Origin of the sequence: Neptunicella plasticusilytica (assembly GCF_047922965.1) — a bacterium.
GTDB lineage: Bacteria > Pseudomonadota > Gammaproteobacteria > Enterobacterales > Alteromonadaceae > Neptunicella > Neptunicella plasticusilytica.
Map to the genome: position 1 here is coordinate 3,567,491 of NZ_CP150481.1, position 16,907 is coordinate 3,584,397.

The 16,907-nt window shown below is 46.2% G+C and carries 10 protein-coding genes; 7 read left to right on the plus strand and 3 right to left on the minus strand.

Annotation, left to right across the window (positions count from 1 at the left end; genetic code table 11):
• Positions 1-41: 41 nt before the first annotated feature.
• Together V1467_RS16070 and V1467_RS16075 are read right to left on the minus strand one after the other, a co-directional pair.
• On the minus strand, positions 42-4,871 hold the full coding sequence (locus V1467_RS16070; RefSeq protein ID WP_416305984.1) for a pectate lyase family protein: 4,830 nt from the start codon (positions 4,869-4,871) through the stop codon (positions 42-44).
• Between the two features lie 128 nt (positions 4,872-4,999).
• The gene (locus V1467_RS16075; protein WP_416305985.1) at positions 5,000-7,987 is read right to left on the minus strand and encodes a TonB-dependent receptor; all 2,988 of its coding nucleotides are present in this window, start codon (positions 7,985-7,987) and stop codon (positions 5,000-5,002) included.
• A 554-nt stretch (positions 7,988-8,541) separates the two neighbouring features.
• Between V1467_RS16075 and V1467_RS16080 the strand changes: the two genes are divergently transcribed.
• The gene (locus tag V1467_RS16080) at positions 8,542-9,099 is read left to right on the plus strand and encodes a TMEM165/GDT1 family protein (RefSeq protein ID WP_416305986.1); all 558 of its coding nucleotides are present in this window, start codon (positions 8,542-8,544) and stop codon (positions 9,097-9,099) included.
• A 2-nt stretch (positions 9,100-9,101) separates the two neighbouring features.
• Here V1467_RS16080 and djlA read toward each other — a convergent pair whose 3' ends face one another.
• Positions 9,102-9,956 (minus strand): co-chaperone DjlA, encoded by an 855-nt coding sequence (gene djlA, locus V1467_RS16085; protein WP_416305987.1) that lies wholly within the window; start codon positions 9,954-9,956, stop codon positions 9,102-9,104.
• Positions 9,957-10,186: 230 nt separating this feature from the next.
• On the opposite strand from djlA, the gene V1467_RS16090 reads away from it, so the two are divergent.
• From V1467_RS16090 to V1467_RS16115, 6 genes are read left to right on the plus strand one after another with little or no spacing between them, the layout of a single operon-like run.
• Positions 10,187-12,397, plus strand: a complete 2,211-nt coding sequence (locus tag V1467_RS16090) for an LPS-assembly protein LptD (RefSeq protein WP_416305988.1) — start codon at positions 10,187-10,189, stop codon at positions 12,395-12,397.
• A gap of 10 nt (positions 12,398-12,407) precedes the next feature.
• Positions 12,408-13,697: a peptidylprolyl isomerase SurA gene (gene surA / locus V1467_RS16095; protein WP_416305989.1), complete on the plus strand. Its 1,290-nt coding sequence runs from the start codon at positions 12,408-12,410 to the stop codon at positions 13,695-13,697.
• A 5-nt stretch (positions 13,698-13,702) separates the two neighbouring features.
• On the plus strand, positions 13,703-14,680 hold the full coding sequence (gene pdxA / locus V1467_RS16100; protein WP_416305990.1) for a 4-hydroxythreonine-4-phosphate dehydrogenase PdxA: 978 nt from the start codon (positions 13,703-13,705) through the stop codon (positions 14,678-14,680).
• A complete protein-coding gene (gene rsmA, locus V1467_RS16105) occupies positions 14,677-15,486 on the plus strand; it encodes a 16S rRNA (adenine(1518)-N(6)/adenine(1519)-N(6))-dimethyltransferase RsmA (protein ID WP_416305991.1) in 810 nt (269 codons plus the stop codon). Before pdxA ends, rsmA begins: the two co-directional genes overlap by 4 nt.
• Positions 15,483-15,866: a Co2+/Mg2+ efflux protein ApaG gene (apaG, locus tag V1467_RS16110; RefSeq protein ID WP_416305992.1), complete on the plus strand. Its 384-nt coding sequence runs from the start codon at positions 15,483-15,485 to the stop codon at positions 15,864-15,866. Before rsmA ends, apaG begins: the two co-directional genes overlap by 4 nt.
• Before the next feature lie 15 nt (positions 15,867-15,881).
• The gene (locus V1467_RS16115) at positions 15,882-16,688 is read left to right on the plus strand and encodes a symmetrical bis(5'-nucleosyl)-tetraphosphatase (protein WP_416305993.1); all 807 of its coding nucleotides are present in this window, start codon (positions 15,882-15,884) and stop codon (positions 16,686-16,688) included.
• The last annotated feature ends 219 nt before the right edge of the window (positions 16,689-16,907 follow it).

Consider the following 16,907-nt stretch of genomic DNA (forward strand, 5'->3'; position numbering starts at 1 on the left):
AAAGCCGCCAATTAAGGCGGCTTAGAATCTGACAGCTTGGTCTATTCAGAATATTCAATTCGCAAATTATCAATCACCACAGTGCCGCCGCTTTCGGTACGGATTTGCAGGAAAGAGTTAGTCGTGGCGACCAGCCCGTCAATAACAATCGGCCCAGGTGTCAAGGTGGTAATCTGTTCTTCATAGAACTTGGATGCACCACCATGCATGGATTTACCGCTGCTGCTGGTATTGTTGTCCACATAAACCTGCAGATTGTTATTGCCATCCGGATCACTGACCGACACAAGGTCAAACATCACCTTATAGGGCTTACTCAGATCAAATACCCCCACACCTTGTGTATCGCTATCGGCGGTCTCGGTTCCGGGTTGGCTATTCCCCAGGGTAAAGCGGGCGCTGGTTAAACTGATTTCACCATTGGTGACACTAATCCCGCTACCTCCGCCGGTGATACTATACAGTGCAGTACTGGCATCATCGGGAATGCTTTTATATCCCGCACTGAATAATTGATCGGCATCGGACACCTCAAAGTCCTCGCTAAAAGGTAAACTCACATCGGTTTCAACCGGGGTGGGTGTCGAGCCGCCGTCTTCTTCGATTGCAGGAATATCCAGTCCACTTTGATCAATCTTGCCGACGCCCGCGTTGTTGATGACTTTGGTTTTCACCTCGGCCACATCATCCAGGCTGTAATCGTAAGGAACCACATAACTGCTAGTGGGTGTTTGATCCGGCCCTGCGGCCACATCATTATCGGCAGGCGTCGTCCAGGTCACGCCTGTACCAAACAGGTTACCCGAGGTATTCCAGTAACCAATCACATCAGAATAAAATGACACAATCGGATTCTGGGTATTTTCGAACACATTGTTTTCAACCAGCAGTTCCGCACCGATGCGCGAGTTGATCGCAGTGGAATGGATCTCGTTGTAGTAATTGTTATACAGGTGTCCATGCCCATACCGGAACAATGGCAAGCGTGATTCAATATTTTCAAAACGGTTGTGATGGAAAGTAATATTCCGATCAGTATTGCTACTGGCCGAATCATCTTCGGTATGCCCATGCAACGAGGCTTTCCAGTGATCATGCAAATAGTTATAGGAAATAGTGATATTCCGCGCACCGGACTTGGTGTCAATCAGACCGTCGTAATAATCCTTGTCAACGCTCATGGTGCTATATAACTCATTGTGATCAATCCAGATATTTTCAGTAGTGGAGCCGTCATTGTCGCCTTCAACCGAAATGGCATCCTTACCGCCGGTTAACACATGATGGATCTTCAGATTCTGGATAATAATGTTGTTGGCACGGCGGATGGTGATACCTATGCCGTCAAACTCGCCTCGATCGGCCACCCCGATAATGGATACATTATCCATATCTTTAATATCAATCGAGCGTCCGCTGCCACCACTGTTGGCATCGGTAATAGTACCATCCACATAAATGGTCACTGGCATATTGGCATCGCTGGCTTCTTCCAGTGCTGCAATCAATTTACTACCCGTATCCACTGTCACCGTCATACCATTGGCACCGCCGGTCACATCAAAGTTGTATCCGGCAAAACCTAAATCGATAATAGCTTCACTGATTTCCCCGTCTTGATTGCTTCCATCGCCACCGCTACCGTCATCTGATTCTTCTTCGTCAGTGTACTCAATACGCAAATTATCGATGGTAACGATACCGCCACTTTCCGTGCGGAATTGTAAGAATGAGGTTTCAGTAGCAACCAAACCTTCAATCGTCAAAGTCTCACCCGGAATAAGCGATAAAATTTGTTCGCTGTAAAACTTGGAGTCGCCACCATGGATAGATTTGGAACTACTGCTAGTATTGTTATCCACATAGATTTGGAAACCGTTATTGCCTTCCGCATCGTCTACCGCGACGACATCAAAGCTAACGGTATAAGGACGACTCAGATCCAATACGCCACTTGTCACGGTATCATCAGCGGAACTTTCAACATCGGGTGTACTGTTACCCACAGTAATACGGGCACTGTCTAAAGTAATTTGACCATCAGTAATAGTAATCCCACTACCACCACCGGTAACGCTATACATGGGAATATTTTCATCAGTCCCTAAGGCACTGTATTCCGGCGTAAAGAACGCTTCTACCGTAGTATCAAAGGCTTCCTGCAAGACTAAATTGGTTTCAATGTATTCAATCCGCAAATTATCAATGGTAACAACGCCGCCGCTTTCTGTGCGTAATTGCAAGAACGAGGTTTCAGTGGCTAACAAACCCTCTACCGTGACGGTTTGCCCCGGGTTTAAATCGAGAATTTGCGTCGAATAAAATTTTGAGTCACCACCGTGAATAGACTTGGAGCTGCTACTGGTGTTGTTATCCACGTAAAGCTGGAAGTTATTGTTACCTTCCGCATCATCAATAGCGACCACATCAAAGATAACCTTGTAAGGCTTACTTAAATCAAAGATGCCGGTTGTCACCGTGTCATCAGCCGAACTTTCAACGTCAGGTGTGGTGTTTCCCCAGGTAAAACGGGCACTGTCCATGGTCAACTTGCCGTCGGCAATACTTAAACCGCTACCACCTCCAGTAATACTGAACATAGGCACAGTATCATTACCCGGGATCGCTTTGTAATCGGGACTGAATAACTTTTCGGTAGTGGTTTCAAACATTTCCTCAGCCAGAATATTTTCGTTGATATATTCGATTCGCAGATTATTAATCACCACCGTACCACCACTTTCGGTACGTAACTGAATAAAGGAATTCTTGGTCGCCACCAGCCCCGGCACAGTTAAAGTGGTTCCCGGTGTCAGGGTATTAATTAACTCACTATAAAATTTTGAGTCACCACCATGCATGGATTTGGAACTGCTACTGGTGCTGTTATCCACATAGATCTGGAAATTGTTGTCACCATCAGGGTCATTCACCGACACAATATCCATCACCACATTGTACGGACGGCTTAAATCGAACACCCCGGTGGCGCTGGTGTCTTGATCTGTTGTATCCACTTCGGGAGTAGAATGACCAATAGTAAAACGACCGCTATCAATTTCTAACCCATCTGCCACCACTGTAACCGAGCCACCAGTACGATTGTATAAAGGTACTTCTGCACCGGTTGCATCAATTAACGACTGATAGGCAGTGGAGAAAATATCTTCCGTTACGCCAATATAGTTAGTGGTAGTCGGCAAGTTTACTCGTGGAATAGTCGGTACTTCCGGCTCTTCGGGTTCTTCCGGTTCGGTAGGTTCTTCTAAATCAACCGCATCGGCAACGGTTTCGATTTTAAGATTATCGATAACAATAGTGCCGCTGCTGTCGGTACGTAATTGGAAGAAGGAGTTGGTCACACTGGCATCCAGCACACCACGCGCATCGGGCGAGTTTAAATCAGGCCCGGTGACTACATCTTCACCTGGAACATAGGTATAGCTAAAACGTTGCCCCTGAGGAAGATTCTCGTCATTGATGGAGAAACCATAGAATTTCGAGGCATCACCGTGCACCGAATTGCCCTGGCTGGTGGTGTTGTTATCCACATACAATGACAACGAACCACCGCTATTATGCGAAACCACATCGAAGCTGATGGTAAAACCTTCGCTAAGATTATACACGCCGGTGCCATAGGTATCGCTAGATGAGGTTTCCTTATCCGGATTACTGGCCGCATTACCAATGCTGAAACGGGCACCGGATAAAGTAAGCTGTCCGGTAGCAGAATCAATCGCCGGGCTGCCGCCGGTTTTCTTGAACAATGCCCCACTGTTGGGGTCGTCAGTCAAACGTTTGTAGCCTGAAGTGAAAAAGGTATCGGTATCGGTATCGAATTCTTCCAATAACGCCGGTTCTACCGTATTGGCTCGTTCAGTTAATGCCTCCAGCTCAACCTGTGCTTGCGCTTCGCTAAGTACCAGCAAGGTTTCTTTTGCATCCGCATCGGCATCACAGTTCGCCACAGCGGTGGCCAAACCAACAGATGCGTCAGTCACACATAAACTGTAAACCTGATTAACCGTATTATATGAGCGGGAAATAATATAAGTTGATTCTGTTTCACTGGTTAGCAGCAATGCACGTCGACCAAACTGAAACTCATAACTACCGCTGATTTCAACACCGTCGACTATATGGGTATAACTACCACTGGTCTCGGTGGCATCGGCCGGAGTAAAATTAAAGCTGTCCATCAACGCAGTGCTACCACTCAGGTAGGGGTTATAAACAGTCCCGTTAAATTGGGAAATATCGAAAGTATTGGAAAACAGCGTACCGAATTCCTGTTCCAGATAGGTCACGAAATGTTCCAGCGCACTATCAAACGGCGCAAGCGTATTACTGCCGGCACCAGCCGCCGTTAACCAGGGCTCCACATCGGCGGCAAATTCAGCCGCGGGACGATTAAAAAAATCCTCGACCGTTTGTCCTTCGGTTAAGGACATCATAGCCGCACCGGCGGCATTGGCACTGATTTCGATGCCATTATCCGGATTAGCATCCACATCCAGTGCTTGTAACAAGCGCAACGTATTAGCCACCGGTTGATTAAAGGGAGTATCTGCCTTAAACATATCCAGCGGAGTTAGAATGCTCGATGCTGGCACCGCCGGAAATTTAAATTCACCAATAGAAAAAGTAATTAGATCACCACGGAAATACTGATATTCGCCATTGGCATCAGTGGTACCGTCAGGAAAAGATTCCGAACTGTAACTCAGTCCCGAAACCGGACTATCCACAAACTGACCTGTTAACGCAGGTGCGGGTAACTCTTTGACATTGGTCGTACTTTCAGCTCCGCAGCCTGCTAGCGCTATGGCAGCAACTGCACTGAGCGCAATATTATTTTTATAATTCATAATCACCCTCCCAAGGATGAGAAATTATTGGTAACCGGCTATCTGTCGCCATCATCACCGTTCGGCTCCGGTTACTTGTCAACTTTAAACATAGATATTCATTCACGTGGTCTACCAACTGTTGCCAATCAGTAAAACTTGTAATCCAGTCCAACCTGAAAAGTTCTGCCATATTCTTCGCGTTGATAAAGAATATTGCCGCCGCTCATCTGGTTACCTTCGAAGTAACGCAAATCGATTTCGTCCGTCAGGTTGATAGCATCAAAGTAAACAGACAATTGACCATTGACTTTATATTTGGCTTTAAAATCGAGGGTTTTGATGGCGTCCTGATAACGGTCTGACCAGGTTTTGCAGGACTTCACTTCCGATGCGCTGACGCCTTCAGGGCAAGCGCCGACTTCTTCGAGAATATCTGAACGATAATTTCCAATCAGACGAGCGGAAAAGTCTTCATTTTCCCAGCCCACCGTCAGGTTAAAGGTGGTGTCAGCCTGATCCGGCAATGCCACTTTTTCAGCACGAATGGTCGGATCCAGCTCGGCTTCGCTATCCAGCAAGGTCAGGTTACTTTGTACAAACAGGCCATTTTCAAAATACTGGTTATAGCTAAGCTCCATACCCAATACAGTGGCTTTTTTACCGTTAAGGGTGATGTTGACGCTGTTCAATACCAAGTCATGGGGTATAACAAATTCGGTCACCTGATCAATTGGCAAGGAAAGTGGCAAATCATCAATAGACATTGTGATACCACTCACATCGACGATGAAGTTATCGATATCCTTGTAAAATATCGCCGCTTCCATAAATAAATCTTTGCTGGGATACCAGCCAATCGAAGCGTCATAGTTAACTGAGGTCATCGCCAGCAGATTGGGATTCCCCACATCCAGCGTATTGTTGGAGCCTAAAATATAATCCTGCAATTGACGAACATTGGCGCCGCCTTGGGCATCATCACAGTTGTCACTATCGGGTGGACATAACTCAATATCGTTATCAAATTTGGCAAAGCCGCGCGCCTGTTTAAATGACGGGCGGGTAAAACTGGTCCAGATAGCTCCCCTGACCAGAATATCCGCTGTAGGCTCATAACGCAGATGCACGCTAGGGAAATATTCACTGTATTTGATCGACGCTTCCGGTAACGGCACGGCAATATCCAGACTACCGGCTCCGGCTCCATTAAACTCGAAGTCGTCGTTTTCCAATGACAGGAAGCCGTCAGAAGCAAATTCGGTTTCCACCCAACGCACACCGGCAATCATAGTTAAATCGTCATTGACTGGCATTTCTGCCATCACATAAGCTGCTTTAGTATCTTCAGTCAGGGTATAATCTTCTTTGGTACTATCCACCGACACTTCACCATTGGTGGCGCTTTCAGTAGTTTGCCGACCAATGCGAGACATGTAATCTACCGTTTCCTTTTCGACAAAAGGATATTGAAAACGGCTACCCGAGGGGATAGCGCTAGCATAATCAGCATGTACCGAATTAACCACATCGATACATTCCTGATCACCACTGCAATCATCAGAAGAAGGATCAAAGCTCCAGCGATCCTTGTTACGCACGTGAGTACGTTCTGACATTGCGACACCGACTTTGACATAGCTTAAATGCTCGTAATAGAAGTCATTTTTCAAGTTGATTTGGGCATTCTTGATTTCATCAACGCGAGTACCGTCTTCCAGAAACAAATTGTCAAAATCCCAGTTATTCAAGTCGCTGGCATCGCCACTACCTGAGGTTCCAAAAATACTGTTATCAGGATCATAGGCAAAACCACCTAATTCAGCGGCGTATTCCGGGGTCACAGCGCGGCCAATTATATTGTCTTTGGTGCCTTGTCCGTAAACAATCAGATCCCGCTCGCGAAACTGCACACGGTGATCACCGTTGGACACATCTTCAGAACGAGACTGGGCATATTCATAATCCAGCGTCCAGGTATCGGCCAGTTTGTTTTCGCCTCCCAGGCTAAAGGTTTTGGTCTTGTTATCACCACCCTGGATAAAGTACTGATGGAAAATATCGATATCTGTGATGATAAATTCTTTAGTCTGGTCATTTACATAGGCGATTTCACCATCCCCTGTCGAACCTGCGTCCTGAAAATCATAGAATTCGCGTAAGGCAATATCCTCATCATCGTACTGGGTATAATTACCTTTGATGTAGTAGTAACTGGTATCGTCAGGCTTAAATTCCACATTGATTGCCGCCGCCTTGCGAGTACGATTGGCCACTTCACGGCGCAACTCCAGTTGGGTTGGGCCAAGAATTTCGGGGCCAGCGGCAATGGCATCATCATCGGCAAAACCGATATCGGCCTGATAAAAACGCATTTCGGTGGAACTATGATGACGAGTTTCATCCACCATGGTTTTTCGATCTTCACTGGATAGCGCAAAGCCAATACCCAGACGTTCATCTAGAAAAAACTGGGTGCCGTCGAGACTAAATTTGGGGGAGTGTTTCTCGCGCTTTTGGCTGTAGGAGTCCTGCATTTTGAACTTAAGACCGGTCTTGCCACGGTCATAAGCAGAAATAGCCTTGACGTTGACCGTTCCCCCGATGGAGTTCAAATCCTGATCCGGCGTCAGGGTTTTTAATACTTCAATTGAACCTAATAAATCGGATGGAATGGCATCCAGACCGACTTTACGATCATCACCCACACCGGACATTTCCGAGCCATTCATATTCACCGATACAAAGCCCGGTCCGAGCCCGCGCACTGTGACGTATTTTCCCTCACCTTCGGAGCGCTGTAATGTTACACCAGGCAAGCGGCGTAACGACTCGGCTACGTTTTGATCAACAAAGTTACCAATATCATCGGTGGCGATGACTGAACTGAACCCATCTTTTTCACGTTCCAGATCACGCGCTTTCAAATCGGCCTGACGGACGCCAGTGACCAATACTACTTCGACTTCATCTTCTGCTTTTTTATTGTCTATCGGATTCCCGTCTGCATCGACGGCGGGTTTGGCTTTTTCGCTATCATTTTGCACAGGCAGTTTGGCGCTATCAGACTGCTGAGCATATACCGGTAAAGCCATCGCCATCGCAACGACCAAAGCCTTCATTTGAAAACTTTTCATATCGGATTTTCTCCTGGCATTTTTATTTTAATTTATCGTATTTAATATTCAGCGGCAGCAAACTTGCCACCGGTAGCAAAAAAGCATCACGATATCGACCAATATTTTTGCCACCGGTGGCAGTTTAGGAGGTAAAAATAATAAATGTCAACTTTTTGTTAATTTAATAAGTGTTTTGTTAAATATATGAATATTTATTTATCGAAACAGCCATGAGACAAAATGGCACAGCAGGCTAGATGCTAGAAGGATAAGGCCGATCGAAAATAAATTTAATCAGGCTAGACCTCAAAACGTTATCAGACAGAAAAAATTGAGTTCGATTTAAATCTTGTTTAGAATGCGCCACGCTCTTGGGGGAGTAGCCAACTTATTCTATTGATTTTGTTTAATGGATAAGAAAGCTTGTCAACATATTCGGGCAGCAGTCCGTGGCAAGTTTGTGACCTTAAATGTTACTGATTAAGGTTACTGGCAAGACCTGAGACAAATAACCATCCTAATGACGGGAGATGGCTGTTTGTCTTTGGTTAACTGTCCCGTCAGGATGTTTTATGGAAGCGTTTCTTACCTCTACCGTCACTGTCGCGATAGCCGAAATCGGCGATAAAACCCAACTATTGTCATTATTGCTCGCTGCAAAATTTCGCAACAAGCTTGCTATTGTCTCAGGTATCCTCATCGCAACCCTGCTAAATCATGCTGCATCAGCCTGGCTGGGTGTTTGGTTATCGAACTTTTTAACTGAGGGTTGGGATATATGGATAGTGGGCGCGAGCTTTATTCTTGTAGGACTATGGCTGTTGGTTCCGGACCAGGATGAAGCCGTTGATAACCGCTTTGATCAATACGGTGCTTTTGCAGTTACCACTTTGCTGTTTTTTCTGGCAGAAATAGGCGACAAAACACAGGTTGCTACCGTTTTGTTGGGGGCGCAGTTTCAATCGACTCTAATGGTGATCCTTGGTACTACGCTAGGTATGCTACTTGCCAATATTCCCGTCGTGTATCTTGGCGACAAGCTAATGCGAAAATTGCCTCTACAAACTACGCGTATTCTCGCCGCCACCATTTTTATTGCTATTGGACTGCTGTCTATGTTTGTGCATTAACTTTATATGCCGCGTTTTTCTTTTACTAATTCATAGGCAGCCTGAATATCCTGGGTCTTGGCTTTGGCGATTTCCATTGCCTGTTTGGGTAACCCTTTGGATACCAGTTTATCCGGGTGATGCTCACTCATCAGCTTACGGTAGGCTTTTTTGATTTCGGCGGCTGAATCAGATTTGCTTACACCTAATATTCGGTAAGCATCATCCAGTGACTGGGTACTGGAATAGGCAGTTTGTTTCTGCTGACGCTGGCGATTTTGTTGTTGCCCTGTCTGACCTCGCCCCTGCCTGAAACGTTGTTCCGCTTCGTAAATTGACAGTAAATAAAGCAGTTCATTTTCACGAAATCCCAGCGTTCTGGCAGCGGTTTCCAACACTGTCTGCTCTTCTTTATGTAATTTTCCATCGGCATAAGCGGCCTGGATCAGTATTTCCAGAAACACCTGCATAATGTCACGGCGTCCGTGGCAGGATTCCTTGAATTCCAGCAAAATTTCCTTAACCGGAAAATCGGCCGCCTTACCCTCATTAAATGCCTGCTGGGCTTCGGCACGAATATCGCCTTGCAAATTCATCTGATCCATCAGATTACTGGCCATCATAATTTCATCTTTAGTGACCTTGCCATTGGCTTTAGCTACATGACCGATCAGTGAAAATAGCGCGTGGAAGAAAATTGCCTGTTTACGCAATTCATTGGAACTGGAAAAAAAACGGCCAAAACCGCCCATTTGATCAAAATCCTGACTATAACCCCGATCAAACATATGCCCGACGATAAAACCCAAAATAGCTCCGGCAATCCGGCCAAACATAAAGCCAAATAAGGTTCCCAGCACTTTTCCCCAAATTCGCATTGACTGCCTCCGAAAGCTTGGCTAATAGTTGATTTATCCCTGTCCGCTCTCATGCTGCATATTTTGAGGTGGTTACGGATATATAATGCGCATGTTATACCAAAGCCACCCCAGATTAGAAGTTTGGCATTATTTACGAACTTTACTGGTAAATTTCGTTGAAACCCTTAAAATCTCTAGCCTGTTTCGCCCCTCAAGGCCTTTTGTCCTGTTAAATATTTTTACTCAGTATGAAATGTAACCAACTACTTACTCTGACATTGCTTGGTCTGGGCGTTTCTGCACACGCTCAGGAAAACCAGTGTCCAGCGCCAGTAGATTCATCTGATTTAGTATTAAGAGAGGCAGGTAGTGGTATTGAAGTCAAAGCATTAAAGACCGAGGTAGAGCAAGACAGACTGGCGGAATTCGTCGGTAAAGTGCAGATAATTAGTGATAGTGCACAAATTAATGCTCAACAAGCCCGAATCGACAAAGTTTCTCAACAACTCAATGCCAGTGGCAATATTCGCTATCAGGATGAGCAAATCAAGGTGAGCAGTGAAGATGTGCAACTGGACTTTCAGTCCGGCGAACTATCACTGGATAGCACAGAATATCGCATGCTGGGGATTAATGGCCGGGGCAAGGCAGAACGTATCGGGCTCAGCCGCGAAAAAGGCATTGAACTCGAAGACGTCAGTTTTACTACTTGTCCCGCAGGGCAGGAAGATTGGCAAATGGTGGCCAGCAGTATCACCTTGAGTCCAGGTGATATATGGGGCGAAGCCAAACATGCACGCTTTTACCTGATGGACATACCGGTATTGTATTTGCCTTATTTTCGCTTTCCGGTCACCGATCAGCGCCAGACCGGCCTGTTGTTTCCGCAAATATCCAGTTCCGACAGTACCGGCTTAAGCTATGAACAACCTATTTACTGGAATATAGCTGAAAATTACGATGCGACCTTCTCGCCTCGTGCAATGGTCAATCGCGGAGTGCAACTCAAAACAGAATTCCGTTATTTAACACAGCAGCACGGTGGTCAACTCGATCTGGAATATTTACAACACGACCGCCGTGAAGTTAATGAAGATCCCCGCTATTTTTATCGCTTTGTGCACAAAGGCAGCTTTGCTCCCGGGTGGCAGGTAAATTTCAATATCAACGGGATCAGTGATGACAACTATATCGTTGACTTGGGCTCGGATTTTTATAACCGTGCCGACACCCATCTATATCGTAACGCCGGCATTCAATATCATACCGATAATTTGTCTTTCAGTGCCGATATCAGGGATTTTCAGTTAATCGGTAATCACCCCGATAGTTATCGCGCCCTGCCGGAACTCAAACTGGATTATGTGCAGCCCTGGTTTGCCAATGTCGATTTCAACTTGCACAGTGAACTGACCTACTTTGACAGCGCCGAAAAAAATGCGCCAGCCGCCACCCGTTTTCATATCGCACCGGGATTAAGTTGGTCCCGATTTGAGAATTGGGGGGAGTTCGTCGCCGAAACGACCTTGTTGCAAACTAATTATCGCCAACAGGACGCTGAAGTGTATGGGCTGGAAGAAGATGTCAGCCGTACTATTGGTCGCGCTCGCCTTTATGGCGGGATGACCTTTGAGCGACCCGGCAGCTGGTTTGGTAGCGACATTACCCAAACCCTGGAACCTAAAATTCAGTATCTTTATACCAGTTATCAGGATCAAACCAATATAGGCCTGTACGACACTACCAGACTACAGAACAACTTTGCCGGCTTGTTTCGTGGACAGGAATTTACCGGTCTGGATAGGATCAGTGATACCAACCAGATTACCCTGGGCCTGACCAGCCGTTTTCTGGATGAAAATGATCAGGAACAATTCCGCCTGAGCCTGGGACAGATTTTTTATCTGTCCGATAACCGCGTACTTGAAGCACATAAAGATACCAACCGCTCTGCCCTTGCCGGCGAGCTGGATTGGCGGTTGGGCAGCAAATGGTTCGTACATAGCGAAGTACAAATGGACAGCGCCAGCAGCAAACTGGATAAAAGCAGTTTGTCACTGGACTATCAGATGTCGGAAAACAAGCTGGTACAAATATCCCATCGTTATGTGCGTGAACTTTCCGGTGAACAAATTGACCAATTAGGCGTAACCGCCAGTTGGCCTATTAACCCGAATTGGCATTGGGTAGGACGATGGTACAAAGATATGAACAGTCACCGTACCATTGAAAGTTATGCTGGCGTACAATACGAATCCTGTTGTTGGTCAATACAGTTTGTTACCCAGCGTTATTTGAATAACCGCTTTGACCAAACCGGAGGACAAAGTACCAATACCTTTGAATCCGGCATTGCATTGAAATTTATATTTAAGGGTATGGGCAGTGGTAATACTGCCCGTGCATTATTGAATGACGGTTTGTTTGGATACCGTCAACCTTACTTTCTGAATGAGTAGACCAAAAAGTATGAAATTGAAATTCGCTAGTCTTGCCATGATGGCATTTATTTCTTTCCATTCTATGGCCAAGCCAGAAGAACTGGACCGAGTCGCAGTAATCGTTAATCAGGGTGTGGTGCTGGAAAGCGAAATTGACGAGTTGATCAATACGGTAAAACGTAATGCATTAACTAACGGACAACAGTTGCCCACTGACAAAGTGTTACGTACCCAGGCGATTGAACGTTTGATCCTGACCAGCTTGCAAATGCAAATGGCCGACAGGATGGGGATCCAGGTCAGCGACCCCCAATTGGAGCAAACCATTGCTAACATGGCCAAAGAAGAAGGCCAGACAATGGAACAATTAAACCAGAGCCTGCAAAAAGAAGGCATCAGTTACGATACTTACCGCGAGGAAGTACGCAAAGAGCTGATCACCGGTGAAGTACGCCGCGCCAATGTTCGCCGCCGTGTGTATATCACACCGCAAGAAATAGAGAGCTTGACCAAACTCATGGATCAGCAGGGTGAAGAGCAGGTGGAATATCATCTGGGCCATATTCTGGTCGGCTTGCCGTCACAACCCTCACCGGAAGACATCGAGAGAGAACGTGATCGTGCCAACAAAGTGCTGGAGTTGCTGAACAACGGATCAGACTTTGGCAAAATCGCTGTGGCCTCTTCAGCCGGAGCCAATGCATTGGAAGGCGGTGATTTAGGCTGGTTAAACATTAACGCTATGCCCACCCTGTTTGCCGAAGCAGTGCAAGGTAAAGCTAAAGATACCTTGATTGGCCCAATCCGCAGCGGTGCCGGCTTCCATATTTTAAAGGTTATGGATATTCGCGGTCAGCAAACTGTTGAAGTCACTCAAGTCAATGCCCGTCATATTTTGATCAAACCTTCGGTAATTCTAAGCGATAAAAAAGCCGAAAGTATGCTGCTCGATTTCCGTAAAAAATTAATTGCCGGTGAGATCGATTTTGCTGAAACGGCGAAAAAATATTCCGAAGATCCGGGCACAGCCTTAAAAGGTGGTGATTTAGGCTGGGCCGATCCGGAAGTTTATGCCGCTGCGTTTAAAGATGCGTTAAGCAAGCTGGATAAAGATGAATATTCTATGCCGTTCCGTTCACAATTTGGCTGGCACTTAGCCCAACTGATTGACCGTCGTGTTGAAGATGCCAGCGAAAAGCGCAAACAGGACAAAGCCTATCAGCTATTGTTTAATCGCAAGTTTGCCGAAGAAAGCGAGGCCTGGATGCGCGAGATGCGTGATGAGGCATATATCGAACTGGTTAATGCGCCCAACTGATTACTATGACGTTGAAAATTGCTATTACACCGGGAGAGCCGGCGGGGATTGGCCCTGATCTGGTCATCGAACTGGCTCAACAAGCCTGGCCGGTGCAACTGGTGGTGTTTGCCAACAAACAATTATTACTGGAACGGGCGGCGCTACTGAATCGCAGTATCCAGTTACACGATTATCAGCAACAGGATGCTATTCAGCCTGCCGGTGAACTGTTTATTGTGGATATCCCGCTGCACTCGCCTGTCGTGGCTGGCCAGCTTAATTCCGATAACGGTAAGTATGTGGTTGAAACGTTGCGCCAGGCTTGTGAACAAAATATCAAAGGTCATTTCGATGCCGTGGTCACCGGCCCTGTGCATAAAGGTATTATTAATCAGGCTGGCATTTCCTTTAGTGGCCACACCGAGTTCTTTGCGCTGCAATCCAATACTGCCGATGTGGTGATGATGCTGGCTACCGAAGGCCTGCGCGTGGTATTGGCCACCACACATATCCCGCTGGCTTACGTATCCCGAGCCATTACTGAAGATAGATTGCGTAAAGTCATTGGTATTGTGAATCAGGATCTAAAACAAAAATTTGCGATTGAGCAACCGCATATTTATGTGTGCGGACTTAATCCGCACGCCGGTGAAGATGGCCATATTGGCCGCGAAGAGCTGGATATCATTATTCCGACTTTGGAATCTCTGCGCGCCGAGGGGATGAATTTGACCGGCCCCTTGCCCGCAGACAGTTTATTCCAGCCCAAATATATGCAACAGGCCGATGCCATATTAGCCATGTATCATGATCAGGGCTTGCCGGTACTCAAATACAAAGGCTTTGGCGCGTCGGTTAATATTACCTTGGGCCTACCTTTTATCCGTACCTCGGTTGATCATGGCACCGCGCTGGATCTGGCCGGTAGCGGACAAGCAGATTGCGGAAGTTTTATCTATGCACTACAACAAGCCATAGAACTTGCGGGGAAAAAGCATTGAGTAAAACACATCTGGGTCATACCGCCAGAAAACGCTTTGGCCAGAATTTTTTGCATGATCAATACGTTATCGATCAGATTGTGTCTGCCATCGCCCCCAACAACGACCAGACACTAGTCGAAATTGGACCGGGACTAGGTGCCTTGACAGAACCGGTTTGCGAACTGGTCGATAAACTCAATGTAGTGGAACTGGACAGGGACTTAGCTAAACGACTGAGAAGTCATCCCTTTATTGGCAGTAAACTGAATATTATTGAAGCCGACGCGCTGAAATATGATTTTAGCCAGTTAATCGAACAGGGCAAACCGATCCGGGTCTTTGGCAATCTGCCTTACAATATATCCACACCGTTAATGTTTCATTTATTCAGTTTTGCTGACAAAGTGCAGGACATGCACTTTATGTTGCAAAAAGAAGTGGTCAACAGATTGGCCGCGACACCAGGGAATAAAAACTACGGGCGACTATCGGTCATGGCACAATATCATTGTCAGGTTATCCCGGTTATTCATGTACCGCCCGGTGCATTTAACCCGCCTCCCAAAGTAGACTCGGCCGTCGTCAGGTTAGTGCCGCATCAAGAAAAACCTTGCCCGGTAACCGACGAAGCGCTATTAAATCAGGTATGCGCGGCTGCATTTAACCAACGCCGCAAAACTTTGCGTAACAGCCTGAAAAATGAAATATCCGAACAAGAAATTGTAGCGCTGGATATTAACCCGGAATTACGCGCAGAAAATTTATCTCTGGCCGACTACACCAGGCTGGCTAATTTTGTTCATAGTAAAGAAGCCGCATCGTGACCGACGTTAATAAAGAACACATCAGTATAAAAGTGAAAACCCAGTATTTGGCTGATCACCCTGCCGGACGCGATGAGAAATACGCTTTTGTGTATTTTATTTCGATAACCAATAACGGCCCGCACAGCGTCCAGCTACTGAATCGTTACTGGTTAATTACCGATGGCAATGGTAAAACCACCGAAGTCAGCGGAGCCGGCGTGGTAGGAGAGCAGCCGCATATTAAGCCCGGACAAACACACCACTACAATAGCGGGGCGATTCTGGATACTCCGGTAGGCAGCATGCAGGGATTTTACGAAATGCAGCGACCGGATAGCTCACTATTTCAGGCACCTATACCCTTGTTTAGCCTGGCCGTTCCAACTTTGGTTAACTAATTTTATGGGGGTGTTGTGGCAAACTTTATCGTAGGGGATATTCAGGCTTGTTACACTCCGCTCAAAAAATTGCTCGATAAAGCCGGTTTTAATCCACAGCAAGACAAGTTATGGGCAGTAGGCGATTTGATCGGCCGTGGCCCGGAAGCGCTGCAAACCATGCAATATCTGATGTCATTAGGTGAGCATTTTGATTGCGTACTGGGGAATCATGATTTGCACTTTTTGGCCGTCAGTCAGCAAATCAAAAACAACAAGGCCGAATACCGTTTTGACCCGTTACTTAACAGTGCAGAATTGCCAGACATCGTATCCTGGCTACGCAGCAAACCGCTAGCCTGCAAAATATGCAAAGGTCACCTGATAACTCACGCCGGGCTTTATCCTGGCTGGACTATCAGGCAGGCGGTAAAATTCAGTGACGAAGTCAGCCAGCAATTGCAATCCAGTCAATGGATAAAATTGTTGTCTTCGATGTATGCCAATACGCCGCTCCAATGGTCAGATAAACTCAGCGGTATAGAACGTTACCGGTTTATTATCAACGCCATGACCCGAATGCGTTTTGTGACAAGCAAAAATGAGCTGAATTTTTCGGTTAAAGCCTCACTACAGGATGCACCCAAAAACCTGTTGCCCTGGTTTCAGCATCCTGCACAGAAACTAAAATCGCATCAAAAAATATTGTTTGGTCATTGGGCAGCGTTAGGTGGTACAACAGATAGCAGCCAGTATATTGCGTTGGATACAGGTTGTGTATGGGGAAATAAACTGACCCTGCTCAATCTGGAATCGGGTGGAGTGTTTAGTGTTTCTGCCTGACCGGCGTGAGAGGATCACTGCATAACATTTCAAATGAGCAGTTATACCAATCCGTATAAACAATTGCCCACCCAGCAAAAATTTAAACGTATTGGTATTAATCATAAAGAATCAAAATAGCTTGCCGATACAATAGCTTGCAGAGTTAGCTTGGATTTAAACAGCGATGCAAAGTGTAATCCTTCATTTAGCTGACAAAAAAATGTAAAATCAGCAACT

Bases quoted from the DNA above. Each gene is read 5' to 3' on its own strand.
- V1467_RS16080 (WP_416305986.1), top strand. From the start codon at position 8,542: ATGGAAGCGTTTCTTACCTCTACCGTCACTGTCGCGATAGCCGAAATC.
- surA (WP_416305989.1), top strand. From the start codon at position 12,408: ATGAAATTGAAATTCGCTAGTCTTGCCATGATGGCATTTATTTCTTTC.
- djlA (WP_416305987.1), bottom strand. From the start codon at position 9,956: ATGCGAATTTGGGGAAAAGTGCTGGGAACCTTATTTGGCTTTATGTTT.
- V1467_RS16075 (WP_416305985.1), bottom strand. From the start codon at position 7,987: ATGAAAAGTTTTCAAATGAAGGCTTTGGTCGTTGCGATGGCGATGGCT.
- V1467_RS16090 (WP_416305988.1), top strand. From the start codon at position 10,187: ATGAAATGTAACCAACTACTTACTCTGACATTGCTTGGTCTGGGCGTT.
- V1467_RS16070 (WP_416305984.1), bottom strand. From the start codon at position 4,871: ATGAATTATAAAAATAATATTGCGCTCAGTGCAGTTGCTGCCATAGCG.
- pdxA (WP_416305990.1), top strand. From the start codon at position 13,703: ATGACGTTGAAAATTGCTATTACACCGGGAGAGCCGGCGGGGATTGGC.